This is a genomic window from Nocardioides sp. NPDC006273 (assembly GCF_040613495.1).
Taxonomy (GTDB): domain Bacteria; phylum Actinomycetota; class Actinomycetes; order Propionibacteriales; family Nocardioidaceae; genus Nocardioides.
Genome location: NZ_JBEXSD010000009.1, coordinates 41,630 through 54,655, shown reverse-complemented (window position 1 = coordinate 54,655; position 13,026 = coordinate 41,630). Strand labels below are relative to the sequence as shown.

Below are 13,026 nucleotides of genomic sequence, written 5' to 3'. Positions count from 1 at the left end.
CGCGCATCACATGTGGGGCGGCGGGCACAGGGCCAACGGCTCGTCGGGGTCGACCGGGTCCCAGCCGCGGTCGCGCGCGGCGTCGGCGAAACGCGGCATCCCGAGGTAGCGGAACGCGGCCGGGGCGTTCGGCACCAGGCCGGTGACGAAGGTGCGGACGACTCGCAGCGGTGTCTGTGCGACGTCCCGGGTCGTGAGGTCCCGGGTGATGATCCGGTGGCCGCTCTCGTGCAGACGGCCGCGCACCGCGGCGACGTCGGTGGCCGGGACCTCGGAGATCGGGACCGTGCCGAGGGCCGGCGCGGTGAACCGGTCGGCGAGCGGGTGCACCCGGGGATCGAGCCAGACCTGGACATGGGCGCCGAGATCACGGACCCGGGCGAAGTCCGGCCCCACCGAGTCGAGGTAGCGGCGGTCCTCACGGTGGTCGAGGTAGAGGCCGGGAGCCATCAGCCCGGCGCGTACGGCCTGGAAGACCCAGCCGTCGGCGTCGCGGCAGCCGAGCGTGTAGATCCAGGTGTGGACCGCCTCGAGCACCGCCTTGCGGACGGCCCGGACGGGGTCGGTGGACGCCGAGAAGCCTGCGGCGTAGACGCCGGTCTCCCGGTCGCGTACGAGGGCGGCCATCGCCGGGGCGAGCTCGGTGGGCATCCGGACGACGTGCACGTCGAGCGGCGCTCCCTCGAGGTCGGCGCTCAGGCCGGGGACCGAGTCGGTGTCGATCCCCTCGGCCGGTCCGCCGTGGTGCCACCACACCTCGAGGGCGTCGCGCTCGACGACCTCGAGAAGACCCCGGTCGTGGGCGTCGTCGGCGCCTTGACCGGTGGCGATGCCGGCGTAGTTGAGGTGGAAGACGCGGTCGAGATGAGCGAACCGTCGCTGGCGCCAGTTGAGACCGATGAGGGCGTGCGGCATCCAGACGTCGGTCGCCGCATCAGCCCGGCCCGCAGCCGGCTGCTCCTGGCAGCGGCTCCACAGCGTCGGCACCTGGTCGTCGAGTGCGCGATAGGGGAAGTCGGGCCGGGCCAGCTGTGCCGCGCTCCAGCGAGGGAGGTCGGCGAGGTCGATGACTCGAAGGCCCTGGTCGCGCAGCTCGGCGGCGGTCCCGGTCCGGTGGTCGGCGGGGTCGAGCCGGTCGGGGATGAAGTTGCCGCAGTAGCGCTCCACGCCCTCCGCGATCGCGGCGGTCCGGGCGCCCGCGACGTCGCCGAAGGTGGTGCCGAGCGAGACCCGGTCGGCCGGCCAGTCGCCGAGCCAGCGGGCGTCGGAGACCTCGGCGGTCAGCGAGGTGTAGCGCAACGGCGCCCGTTCGGGGCGCAGCACCTCGCGCACCCGGCGGATCAGTCCGGTCTCCCTGTCCACCAGGCGTTCGACGTCCAGGGGTGGCATGGCTGTGGGGGGCGTGGTCATCGGAGTCCTCTCGCGGTTGCCGGCACGGTCGTGACGAGTGGCCGTCCGGACCAGGTCCGGGCGGCGACGTCGAGCCGGAGCTCCTGCCCGGGCGCGGGCTCGGCGTGGGTGAGCCAGCGCAGGATGACGCGGCCGGGGGAGCCGGCAGCGTCGTACGCCGCGCGCAGCGCGGGATCGGTGGTCCCGATGCCGAGGTCGTGGCCCCAGGGGCCGCTGACCAGAGCGCTGCCGGTACCGCTGCGGGCTCCCCACCCGGCGGCCAGCCTGCGGGCGTACGCGTCGAACGGGTCGGCGTCACCGGTGACGACGAGCAGCGGCGCGGTGGCGTCGCCGAAGTGGTCGAGGACATCGAGCGCGGGGGCTGACCACAGCTCGCAAAAGGTGGCGAGACGCGCGGCGTCCCACCCGAGCTGAGCCGCGGCCACCATCGGCCCCTCGCGGTCGGCGACGGCTGCTGCTGTCCGTAGGACGTGAGGGGCCAGCGCCGCCTCGTCCTCGCGCGCGAAGCCGTGGATCGCCCACCAGCCGAGCCGGTCCAGGTGCTGCGGGGTGCCGTCGGCCGAGTAGGCGGTCTCGTGCGCGCCGAGGGCCGGCACCAGTGCGACCACTCGGGTCACCCGCGGGTCGATGCGAGCGGTCTCGAGGGCGGTGTGGGCGGCGTAGGAGGCGCCGTAGGCCACCACCGGCGTCCGGGGGCAGCGCTGGTGCAGGGCATCGACGGTGTCCGTGCCGTCACGGGCCTCGGTGGCGTAGGGCCGCCAGGTGCCAGCCGAGGAGTAGCGGCCGCGCACGTCCTGGACGAGGCAGTCGAAGCCGTGACGCGCCAACGACGTGGCCAGCGGCAGGTGCGCCCGGGCGTCGTACGGCGTCCGCACGAGCACGACGGCACGTGCGGTGCCGACCGAGCGGACGAGCCAGCCGCCGAGGATGACGGCGTCGCGGGTGCTGACCGGGAAGGGGCTGACCGCCGGTTCGGTCACCGCGCGGTTTCCTGCGGGCGCGGTGCCGGTTCGTCGAAGCCGAGGACCGTGTGCGTACGTTCGCGTGGACCGTCGCCGATGACGCGCAGCAGCCTCCTGTGCTCGGAGACCGCTGGATCGCCGCTCGCCCAGTCCTCCAGGATGGCCAGGCAGCGTGCGACCGTGAGGGTCGATGTCGCCCGGCGCAGCGGCCGGGGGTCGCGGTGGTCGCTGGCGAGCCACGAGGAGAGCTCGGGGGCGGCGGGGGAGGCGGCGAGTCGGCGGCGGCTGACCTGGTCGGGGGTCGCCTCGCTGCCGTCGACCATCAGCGGGAAGATCAGCATCCGGCCGCCCTCGCGGCGGCCGCGCAGCAGGGCCACTCCGCTGCTGATGAGCTGCTCGAGAGGCTCACCGAGCTCGGCGTCGGGCCGCTGCGGGATCTCCCGCACGTCCACGACGGCGTCGGCGCGCGGGCTCCGGGAGCCGTCGGTGCGGACGACCTCGGCGCCTGAGCGCGTGAGCTCCGCGGCCAGCACTCGGCTGAGCCGACCGCGACCGAGCACGAGCACGCGGCGTCGGCCCTCAGGCCATCGTGAGGCTCGGGTTCTCGCGTCGCGCTCCAGGGCGGCGCGGCGTACGCGAAGGAGGTAGCGGTAGGTCGGCAACCGGCCCGGTTCGGGGAGGTCGTGCAGCCTGAGGAAGTCACCCGAGCCGGTACGCAGTGCGGGCATGTCGGTCGAGAGACGGACCTCGCCGCGGGCGGCGGGGATCGGACGCCAGTCGTGTCTGGGGTACATCGGGGCTCCTCGGTGGTCATGGCTCGGACAGGGGCCGGGGGTGCCGGGCTCGTCAGCTCGGCACCCCCGCGATTCAGACGGTGGCCAGGTCGCCCGAACGGCACTGAGTGCTCACCCGTCGGCGATCAGTCGAAGGGGTTCTCGACCAGCGCGTTGGAGTGGGACGCGGAGAGGTGCGCCAGCTGCTCGGTGTCCTCGATCTCGCTCACGATGTCGTTGTTCATCGGAAATCTCCTCTGTCGGATCGTTCGGCCCGGCGGCGCCGGGGCCCGCTTGGTGCGGACAGCGGCATAACGTATATGAGAATCATTCCCAATACCAGTAGGGTGTCCGATCATGAACCCCACACTGGTCCTGGCAGACCATCGCGCCGGCCGCTGGCGCACCTCCGAGATCACTGGTGCGCCCGGCCCGTGGGCGAGGGCGACGCTGGCCGAGCACGCAGGCATCCTCACTCTCCCGGCGACCGCTCCAGGTGGGGCGCGCGCGGTGTTCGCCGACGACGCACTCGGCACGCTCGTCGTGCTCGACGGCGCAGGTCAGGTACGCAGAGTGCCGGTCGCGATCCCCGCCGAGCATCTCGCCTGCGATCCCTCTGGCCGCTATGTCGTCGTCACCACGGGACTGGGCGCATCGTGGGACCCGTGGAGCGACCTGGTCACGGTCGTGGACCTGGCAGACCCGAGCGGCACCACCGCCGTACGGGTGCGGGTCCGCACCGGCGAACCCGGCGTCGTGATCGTTCCGGATGTCGGAACAGGCGAGCCGATGGTCGTGCTGCGACATCGCGAGCCCGGAGAGGCCGAGGTCATCCCTCTGCACGACCTGCTCCGGGCCGGGCCCCACTGCCCGGTCGTCCGCGGCGAGCGCCTCGACCTCCAAGGAGACCTCGGGCACGGCGACGCCGCCGATGACCGGACCGGGGTCGTCCACCTGTCCACCGAGGCGGGCATCGAACGGCTCCGCGTCATCGGCGGCCGCCCCGAGCGACTCCAGACCTGGCCCTGGCCGGTCCCCGGACGGGCGTACTTCCTCCGCTTCGACCCGACGACCGGGATCGTCTGCTCCGTACGGGGCGCCGACTCAGACGCCGAGCAGTGGCATACCTGGACCAACCATGTGGTGCGCTGGAGCCGCGACGGAGCGGCTGACGTGATCCGGACCGGGGACGGCCTGGTGTTCCGGCCCGACGCCGTCGGCGGTGCGGTCGCCTGGACGGTCGTGCACCCTGACGGCGACCGCCTGGCGATGCTCACCGGCGACCGGGTCAGCGAGATCGAGCTCGCGCCGATGAGCGCCGCCCCCCGTCCCGGGGTCGCGCCCTGGGACCCCGTCGGGGACAAGCCCGCACAGCGGCGGGCGCTGGCGCTGGTCTCCGGCGACGTGGCCGCGGTCACGCGCGGGGGTGACGGCGAGCTCCACCTCGTCCGCCCGACGGGGATCGAGTCCACCATCGACCTGGGCTCTCCCTTCGACGAGGGCGGGCATCTGGGCGTCATCAGGGTTCCCGAGACATGGGTCGACGGGGTGGGGCGGTGAGTCGCGCGAGCGTGCGCGACGCGCTACGTCGGGCCGAGCGGCCGGGACGTCTGGGCCTGCCGCTGGGCCGGTTCCGCCTGTCCCGGCGTCCTGGCGACCTGCTCGCGGTCCTGGTCGACGAGAACGGTGGGGTCGTCTTCGACCCCGGAGCGAGGATCCAGGGCGCCGCGCCGTCGCTGGACGGACGCCTGGTGGCCCTCGAGGTCAGCGATGACGGCTCCGAGAACGGGCGCGTCCTGGTCGTGGACACCACGTCACGGACCTCGACCGAGGTCGAGGGGGTGGCGGTCCGGCACGCCCGGATGGCCTGGGCCGGCGAGGACCTGTTCCTCGTCGACACCCAGGGACGCTGCCTGCGGGTCCGGCGGGGCGAGACGCCCCGGACGCTCTTCACGACTGCCGCCGGTGCACGCGTTGTTCCGATCGGCGTCGGCGGGCGGACGGTCATCGCCCGGACCGATCAGGAGCGGACCCGGCTGACCGGCACGGACGGCGCCGGACTCCTCGATCTTCCGAGGGTCCGCAGCATCAGCGCGGCCGAGGACACCGTGCTGGCGTTGACGCAGGAGGAGCTGGTGAGTCTGTGGATGCCCGGACTGAGTTCGGCTCGGTGCCGGCTGGAGAACCTGCCGGGCGTCCCCGTGCACGCCCAGGCGCTCCCCGGCGGCGGCCTGGTCCATCTGGTCGGAGACGGTCATTCGCTGGTGGTCCGGCTCATCGCCGACGCCGGTGTCCTCGCGCCGGCGCAGACGGTCGCGATCTCGGGGGAGCACGACGTACGCACGGCCTCCGGCCTCTCCTGGGCCCAGGGCCGAGCCTGGGTGCGGATCGAGTCGCCGGCGGGAGCGCCGAAGGTGATGCCGCTCGAGGAGGCGGCATGCTCGACCGGTGAGGGCCGACGGTCGCAGTTGATCACCGTCACCGCGGAGGACGGCGCCGAGATCGACCTGATCCTGACCGGCGACCCCGGCGGAGCGACGCTCCTGGAGGTCTACGGGGGATTCGGGATCGTCGACCTCCCGGCCTTCGAGCCGTCGGTCGCCGCCTGGTGCGAGCTGGGCGGGCTGCACGTGACCGCACGGCTGCGCGGCGGAGGCGGGACGGGTACGTCCTGGCACACCTCGGGGCAGGGCGCCGGCAAGACACGTACGGTCGCCGACGCCGTCATCGTCGCCCGCGAGCTGGTGCGCCTCGGCCTGACCCGGCCCGAGCGGCTGGTGTTCGCCGGGGCGTCGCTCGGCGGACTGGTCGCCGTCTCCGCCGCGCTCGCGGAGCCGGGCCTCGTCGCCGGGGTCGCCTGCACGGCCGCCCCGCTCGACCCGCACCGCATCAGCGAGCATCCGAGTGCGAGGCACTGGGCCGATGAGTTCGGCGACCCGAGCGATCCGGCGGTGCGGGCCGCCATGGACGACTACTCGCCTTTCGAGCGGGCCAGGCGCTTTCCCGGCGGGCGGTGGCCCCGCTTCCTGCTGACCACCTTCGCGGAGGACTCCCGGGTCTCGGCCGCCCCCACCGATCGGCTCGCCGAGGTGCTGGCGGCTCGCGGCGCGCAGGTCGACCGCGTCCACCGCCCGCGGATGGGACATGGCGGCAACCACCTCGACGCCGTACACGACTTCGCCGCCTCCGTTCTCGACTTCGCTCTCGACTCAGCACGCGTTTCCACAGGAGTGTGATGACCCCCACCGATATCTCCGTGACCGCCGACAACATCTCCCCGCCGGCGCTCTCGCGGCCCGGCGAACGTGTCGCCGTGCCGGCCGCCATCGCGCGCCGCAGATGGCGCGCCCGGCTGCTGACCGTCGGCCTGGGCATCGCCCTCCTCGTCGTCATCGCGCTGTCCGCATCGTCGGGCACCGTCGAGCTGTCCGCGCTCGACGCCGCCCGGCTCGTGACCGGTCATCTGCTGCCAGGGATGCCGTGGATGAGCGACGGCACCTACACCCTGCTGCAGGACCAGGTGGTCTGGCAGTTCCGGCTGCCACGCGCGCTCCTGGCCGCTCTGGCCGGAGCGGCGCTGAGCCTGGCCGGGGTCTTCATCCAAGCGGTCGTACGCAACCCGCTGGCCGAGCCGGCGATCATCGGCGTCTCCTCGGGTGCAGGGGTGGGTGCCGTCACCGTGGTGGTCCTGGGTGCGGCGGCGGTCGGCGCCTGGATCAGCACCGCGGCGTTCGTGGGAGCCGCGGTCGCCACCGCGGCGGTGTTCTTCGTCGCGTACAAGAACGGCAGCATCGCCCCGCAGCGACTTGTGCTGACCGGGGTGGCGCTGGGGACGTTCTTCAGCGCGATCACCAGCTACCTGACGCTCACGACCGAGGCGCAGAACGTGTTCAGCGTGATGTTCTTCCTGCTGGGCTCGGTGTCCGCGGCCACGATGACCGACCTGATCGGCCCGCTGACGGCGCTCGTGGTCGCTCTCGTCGTCTCGTTCACCAGCGGGCGCTCGGTCAATGCGCTCCAGGTCGGGGACGAGACGGCCACGGCGCTGGGCGTGCGGGTCAACCGGCTGCGGTCGGTCCTGCTGCTCGCGGCCGCGCTGCTGACCGGAACAGTGGTCTCCGTCGCCGGCGGGATCGGCTTCGTCGGGCTCGTCGTCCCGCACATCGCCCGGGTGCTGGTCGGCTCCGACCATCGGCGCATCGTGCCGGTGTCGGTGGCCGGCGGAGCCCTGTTCCTGTGCGGTGCGGACCTGATCGCCCGGACGGTCTCGGCGCCCGCCGAGGTGCCGCTCGGGATCATCACCGCCCTGATCGGGGTGCCGTTCTTCCTGTGGCTGATGCGCGGCCGAGCCGCCGACGAGCAGGGGATGTCCCGATGAGGCTCGAGACGCAGGAACTCACCCTGAACCGGGGCAGCCGCGAAGTCGTCACCGAGGCCTCGGTCGTGGTCGAGCCGGGGGAGGTCCTCGGCCTGCTCGGCGCCAACGGCAGCGGCAAGTCGACCATCCTGCGGGCCTGCTTCGGCGCGCTCCGGCCGGTCTCTGGTCTGGTGCGACTCGACGGCACCGACGTCGCCACGATGAGCCGGCGCGAGATCGCCCGCCGGGTCGCCGTGATGGCCCAGGAACCGCCGGACGAATTCGGGCTCACCGTCGCCGAGAGCGTCCTGCTGGGCCGTACGCCGCACCGCGGAGTCCTCGGCCGCGACAGTCCCGAGGACTGGCTCGTGGTGGGCCGGGCGATGGAGCTCGCGGGCGTCTCCGCGCTGGCCGACCGGCCGGTCCACCGGCTCTCGGGCGGCGAGCGGCAGCGCACGTTGCTGGCCCGCGCGATCGCCCAGGAGGCCGAGCTCCTGCTGCTCGACGAGCCCACCAACCATCTCGACGTCTCCTACCGCTTCGAGCTGATGCACACGGTCGCGGAGCTCGGGATCACCACCGTCGTCGCGCTGCACGAGCTCGACCTCGCGCTGGCCTACTGCGACCGGGTCGCGGTGCTCGACCGCGGGCACGTCGTCGCGCTCGGCGAGCCGGCGGACATCCTCACGCCCGACCTGGTGCGTGAGGTCTTCGGTGTCGAGGCCAGCCGGATCACCGATCCCGAGGCCGGCACCCCACACCTGCTCCTGCGCGGGACGTCCGCGCGGGTTCGAGAGAGGAACACATGAACACCACCCCACTGCTGCGCACCGTCCCGGTCGCGGCGCTCACGCTCCTGGCCGCGACCGGCTGCGGCGGCACCGGCGTCCAGAACGACGCCGCTGCTAAAGGCGGGTCCGCCGAGGGCTACCCGGTGACCGTGGAGAACTGCGGACGTGAGATCACGGTCGAGTCGGCCCCGGAGCGGATCGTCGGGCTCAGCCCCGCGCAGACCGAGCTGCTGGTGCGCCTCGGCGTCGCCGACCGGCTCGTCGGTCAGGCGCAGACGGCGATGCACGAGCTCCCCGAGGATGTCGCCGCGGCCGCCAGTGACGTGCCCGAGCTGAGCACGGACTCGCCGCCGGCACGTGAGCAGCTCCTCGACGTACAGCCTGACGCGGTCGTCGCCCCGACCGAGTACGAGTTCACCGCGGAGCAGGGTTTCGCGACCATCGACCAGCTCACCGATGCCGGGGTGACGACCTACGTCGCCGCCGGCGGCTGCCCCGAGCGCCGTGCCACCGGCGAGGTCACCGATCTGTTCACCGACCTGGAGGCGCTCGGGAGCGTCTTCGGGGTCCAGGCTGCCGCCGACGAGCTCGTCGCCGAGACCCGAGGAGACCTCGAGGCCGTCGAGAAGGCCGTGGAGGACCGTCCGCGGCCGACCGTCGCCCAGCTCTTCGTCGAGGGCAAGACGCTCTCCGCGATCGGCGCCGGGGTGGAGTCCGACATGATCGAGCGTGCGGGCGGCGACAACGTCTTCAAGCCGGACGAGGACCTCTTCGCCCAGTTCTTCTCCGCGGTCGTCTCGCCCGAGGAGGTCGCTGCCCGCAACCCCGACGCCATCGTCTTCGCCGTCCGGGAGGAGTCCGAGGCCGCGCGGGTCGAGGCGTACCTTCGCAAGACCTTCCCGAACGTCACCGCCGTCAAGGAGGACCGCTTCATCGCCCTGCGCACTCCGGACACGTTCCCGGGCACCCTCGGCAACGTCGCCGCGGTGCGGACGATCGCGGAGGGTCTGCACCCCGACGCCTTCTGACGGTGATCGACGGTGATCGACGCCGGCTGCCGGGTCGTCCCCAGGGACTGCCCGGCGGCCGGCTCCGCGTCTACTCTCCGGCGAGGAGCCGCCAGCCCTCGGCCTGCGTACGCTCGCGCCAGAAGTCGAGGTAGCGGCCACCGTGCGCGAGCAGCTCGTCGTGGCTGCCGCGCTCCACGATCCGCCCGCCGTCCAGGACGACGATCTGGTCGGCGGCCACGACGGTCTGCAGCCGGTGGGCGATGACGATGACCGTACGGTCGGCGGCGAGTGCCGTCAGCGCCTCCTGGACCGCGGCCTCGTTCTCGGCGTCGAGGGCAGCCGTCGCCTCGTCCAGGAGGACGACGGGAGCGTCCTTCAGCAGCGCCCGGGCGATCGAGACCCGCTGCTTCTCACCGCCCGAGAGCGTCGAGCCGGCCTCGCCGATCCGGGTCTGCCAGCCGTGGGGGAGGCGCTCGACGATGTCGTCGACGCGGGCCAGGCGAGCAGCCTCCTTCAGCTCCTCGTCGGTGGCGTCGGAGCGCGACATGATCACGTTGTCGCGCAGCGTTCCCTCGAAGAGGTAGACGTCCTGGAACACGATCGAGACGCGCCGCATCAGGGCCTCGGTTCCCAGATCGCGTACGTCGACGCCACCGAGCCTCACCGAGCCCGCCGTGACGTCGTGGAACCGGGCGACCAGGCGCAGCAGGGTGCTCTTCCCGGAGCCCGACGGGCCCACCACCGCGGTCAGCGAGCGTGGCGGCGCGGCGAGGGAGACCTGGTCGAGGACCTGCGTGCTGTTTTCATAGGAGCTGGCGTCGTAGGAGAAGGCCACGTCCCGCAGCTCGATGCCGCTGTCGGCCGGCTCCCCGGGGACGGCCGGCTCGGAGAGGGGCTCGAGCGCCAGGACGTCGAGGACACGTCGCAATGAGCCCTCCGCGATCCGGAGTGCGCTGGAAAGCTCGCCGTAGTCGATGAGCGACTCCACGAACCGCACCGTGAGGACGAGGAGACCGATCGCGGTGGCCGGGGCGAGCGTTCCGCCGAGGCTGAGCTGGACGGCGAGCGCGATCACCACGGTGAGCAGTGCCTGGATGGCGAGCAGCTGGATCCCCAGGCCGCCGAACCCGGTCACCAGCAGCCGTCGGGAGGCCCGTTTCTGCTCCTTCAGTGCGGTCTCGACGAGCTCGTTGCCGTGGACGGTGCGTCCGAAGACCCGCAGGGCCGGCTGGTTGAGGGCGAACTCGACCACGCGCGCCGAGCCCTCGGCCATGGCGGCGTCGTAGGCGCCCTCGCCGCGGCCGACGATCGTCGCGAGGAGCCGGGTGGCGGCCAGCACGGCGAGGACCCCGGCGAGGAGCGCGAGCGCGAGGCGCCACTCCAGGAACGCCATCGCGACGATCACGGTGACCGGGCTGACGACGGCGGCGATCAGCGGCCGCAGCAGATGGCCCGGCACCGAGGCGATGTCGGTGGCGCCCTTGGAGGCCATCCGCGAGAGCTGTCCGGTGCGGTCCTGGTCGTACCAGCCCAGCGGCAGCCGCACGGTGTGGTCACCGAGCCTGGCCAGGGTGATGTCGAGCAGGTCGCAGGCCAGGTCGTAGCCGTCCATGTTGCCCACCGCCAGAGCGACGTGATGGGCCACGAAGAGGCCGGCGAGCACCGTCAGCCAGGTCGTCGCGGCGTCCCAGTCCTGATGCAGCGCGGCGTCCAGGACCGGTACGACGCACGCGAAGGCCAGACCCTGGAGCACTCCGGTGGCGACGAACATCGCGACCACGCGGGCGAGCTGGCGCCGATGGGGGCGATCCACGAGGGCCGCGAGCAGACGGACGATGGAGATCATGCGCACTCCTCGTCGCCACCGTCGGTCGTGTCGAGACCAACACATTCTCTGCCCGCGCTCATGAGGACTGTGTTGGTCTCGACGCGCTCGGCCGCAGGCGGCCTCACGGCTCGACCGACGGAGGCCGGGTGGGCGCGCTGGTCGGCGGCCCAGAGCCGGGCGTAGCGCCCGCCGCGGGCGAGCAGCTCCTCGTGGGTGCCGCGCTCGGCGACCCGGCCCGTGTCGAGGAGCACGATCTGGTCGGCCGCGGTGACCGTCGAGAGCCGATGGGCGATCACCAGCAGCGTACGTCCGGCGACGAGGCGGGACAGCGCCCGCTGGACGAGGGCCTCCGACTCGGGGTCGGCCGCCGCGGTGGCCTCGTCGAGCACGAGGATCGGGGTGTCGGAGAGGAGGGCGCGGGCGATCGCCACCCGTTGCCGCTCGCCTCCGGAGAGCTGGGCGTCCTCGCCGACCACGGACTCGTAGCCGCGCGGGAGCTCGTCGATGCGGTCGGCGATCTGTGCGGCCGCCGCCGCCCGGCGTACGTCCTCGTCGGGTGCCTGCGGATGGGCCAGCCGGATGTTGTCCCGGATCGAGGTACGCAGCAGCCCGGTGTCCTGGAAGACGAAGGAGACCTGCTCGTAGAGCTGTGCGCTCGTCAGCTCGCGCAGGTCCACGCCGTCGATGGTGATCCGGCCCGCTGTCGGGTCGGCGAAGCGGGGCAGCAGCTTGGCGAGCGTCGACTTGCCCGATCCGGAGTGGCCGACGAGCGCGGTCACGGTGCCGGGTTCGAGGACCAGGTCGATGTCGTGCAGCACCGCCGCGGTGGCGGGGGAGTAGGCGAAGGAGACGGACTCGAGCTCGACCCGCGCCGAGATCGGCGCGGCGGCAGGGACCGCGGGCTCGGGGAGCTCCGGCTCGGCCAGGAGCCGCTGGATGCGGTGCGCCGCCTCGGTCGCCTCGCGCAGCTCGCGAGCGGCGTAGCCGGCGACGGTGACCGGTGCGGTCATCGCCAGCCCGAGGACCAGGAACGGGACCAGGTCCGGCCCGGTGAGCCAGCCTGCCCGCAGCATCCAGACCCCGCCACCGAGGACGAGCACGAGGGTGAGCGCGGGGGTGAGCGCGAGCTCCATCAGCAGCATGCCGAGGGCGGAGTGACGCATCCAGGCGCGGTTGAACCCACCGAAGCGGGTGGCGACCTCCGCCAGTCGCCGGTGAGCCTGCCCGGTGGCACCGAACGTCTTGATCTCCGCGATCCCGCCGGTGTTCTCGACCGTCGCCGCGGCGAGCTCGGCCAGTCCGGCGTCGTAGTCGCGGTAGAGAGCACCGGCGCCGCGCATCGAGATCCGGAATCCGATCAGGCCGAGCCCGAGCGGGACGAGCGTGATCAGCGCGAGCGGCGGGGAGACGACGAAGAGGTAGACGGCGACGACGGTCGGGAGCGTGATCGCCGCGGTGAGCTCCATGACCGAGTGGGCGACCAGATGGTGCAGTGCGGCGACGTCGTCCTGCACCGCCTTCTTGACCGTGCCGGAGTTGCGCTCGGTGAACCATGCCAGCGGCACCCGGCCGAGCCGCGCGACCAGGAGCCGGCGCAGATGGATGGAGAGGTCGAGGTCGGCGACGTGGGAGAGCCAGGACGAGCCGAGCACCGTCGCCAGGCGCACCAGCAGTGCCGCGACGCTCACCCAGACGACGACCCAGGCGCGGTCGGCGTCCACAGCAGTGCCCGGATCGCCGGTGACCGCGGGCAGCAGGATCCGGGCGAGCTCGACGATCCCGACCAGGGGCACCAGCCCGGCAACGGTCGAGACGACCATCAGCAGCAGGCTGGCGATCAGCCTTCCCCGGACAGGGCGCAGCGTCTGGAGGAGAGGAGAGCGAGCCAACTGATG

General features: G+C 72.8%; 11 protein-coding genes. 5 read left to right on the top strand and 6 right to left on the bottom strand.

All coding sequences use genetic code 11. The features are described from left to right. Positions 1-6: 6 nt before the first annotated feature. The 4 genes from ABZZ22_RS06060 to amiA all read right to left on the bottom strand — a co-directional run bounded on the left by ABZZ22_RS06060 (position 7) and on the right by amiA (position 3,390). Positions 7-1,410 carry a YcaO-like family protein gene (locus ABZZ22_RS06060; RefSeq protein WP_354927883.1) on the bottom strand — a complete coding sequence of 468 codons (1,404 nt, stop codon included), beginning with the start codon at positions 1,408-1,410 and terminating at the stop codon, positions 7-9. Further along, positions 1,407-2,390 (bottom strand): CocE/NonD family hydrolase, encoded by a 984-nt coding sequence (locus tag ABZZ22_RS06055; protein WP_354927880.1) that lies wholly within the window; start codon positions 2,388-2,390, stop codon positions 1,407-1,409. Before ABZZ22_RS06055 ends, ABZZ22_RS06060 begins: the two co-directional genes overlap by 4 nt. Next, entirely contained in the window at positions 2,387-3,166 is a 780-nt protein-coding gene (locus tag ABZZ22_RS06050) for a hypothetical protein (RefSeq protein WP_354927877.1), read from the bottom strand. Before ABZZ22_RS06050 ends, ABZZ22_RS06055 begins: the two co-directional genes overlap by 4 nt. A 125-nt stretch (positions 3,167-3,291) precedes the next feature. Then, complete coding sequence (amiA, locus tag ABZZ22_RS06045; RefSeq protein ID WP_246321463.1) at positions 3,292-3,390, bottom strand: streptamidine family RiPP; 99 nt, start codon at positions 3,388-3,390, stop codon at positions 3,292-3,294. Between the two features lie 112 nt (positions 3,391-3,502). On the opposite strand from amiA, the gene ABZZ22_RS06040 reads away from it, so the two are divergent. The 5 genes from ABZZ22_RS06040 to ABZZ22_RS06020 are packed head-to-tail and all read left to right on the top strand — an operon-like array spanning position 3,503 to position 9,321. Further along, positions 3,503-4,705 carry a hypothetical protein gene (locus tag ABZZ22_RS06040; protein WP_354927874.1) on the top strand — a complete coding sequence of 401 codons (1,203 nt, stop codon included), beginning with the start codon at positions 3,503-3,505 and terminating at the stop codon, positions 4,703-4,705. Further along, positions 4,702-6,381 (top strand): prolyl oligopeptidase family serine peptidase, encoded by a 1,680-nt coding sequence (locus ABZZ22_RS06035; protein ID WP_354927871.1) that lies wholly within the window; start codon positions 4,702-4,704, stop codon positions 6,379-6,381. Before ABZZ22_RS06040 ends, ABZZ22_RS06035 begins: the two co-directional genes overlap by 4 nt. Further along, positions 6,381-7,523, top strand: a complete 1,143-nt coding sequence (locus ABZZ22_RS06030) for an iron ABC transporter permease (RefSeq protein WP_354927868.1) — start codon at positions 6,381-6,383, stop codon at positions 7,521-7,523. Before ABZZ22_RS06035 ends, ABZZ22_RS06030 begins: the two co-directional genes overlap by 1 nt. Next, positions 7,520-8,311 (top strand): ABC transporter ATP-binding protein, encoded by a 792-nt coding sequence (locus ABZZ22_RS06025; RefSeq protein WP_354927865.1) that lies wholly within the window; start codon positions 7,520-7,522, stop codon positions 8,309-8,311. The genes ABZZ22_RS06030 and ABZZ22_RS06025 overlap by 4 nt, the downstream gene beginning before the upstream one ends. After that, entirely contained in the window at positions 8,308-9,321 is a 1,014-nt protein-coding gene (locus ABZZ22_RS06020) for an ABC transporter substrate-binding protein (RefSeq protein ID WP_354927862.1), read from the top strand. The genes ABZZ22_RS06025 and ABZZ22_RS06020 overlap by 4 nt, the downstream gene beginning before the upstream one ends. 70 nt (positions 9,322-9,391) lie before the next feature. On the opposite strand, the gene ABZZ22_RS06015 is transcribed toward ABZZ22_RS06020, so the two are convergent. After that, positions 9,392-11,149: an ABC transporter ATP-binding protein gene (locus ABZZ22_RS06015; RefSeq protein WP_354927859.1), complete on the bottom strand. Its 1,758-nt coding sequence runs from the start codon at positions 11,147-11,149 to the stop codon at positions 9,392-9,394. Then, entirely contained in the window at positions 11,146-13,020 is a 1,875-nt protein-coding gene (locus ABZZ22_RS06010) for an ABC transporter ATP-binding protein (protein WP_354927856.1), read from the bottom strand. The genes ABZZ22_RS06015 and ABZZ22_RS06010 overlap by 4 nt, the downstream gene beginning before the upstream one ends. Positions 13,021-13,026 lie beyond the last annotated feature (6 nt).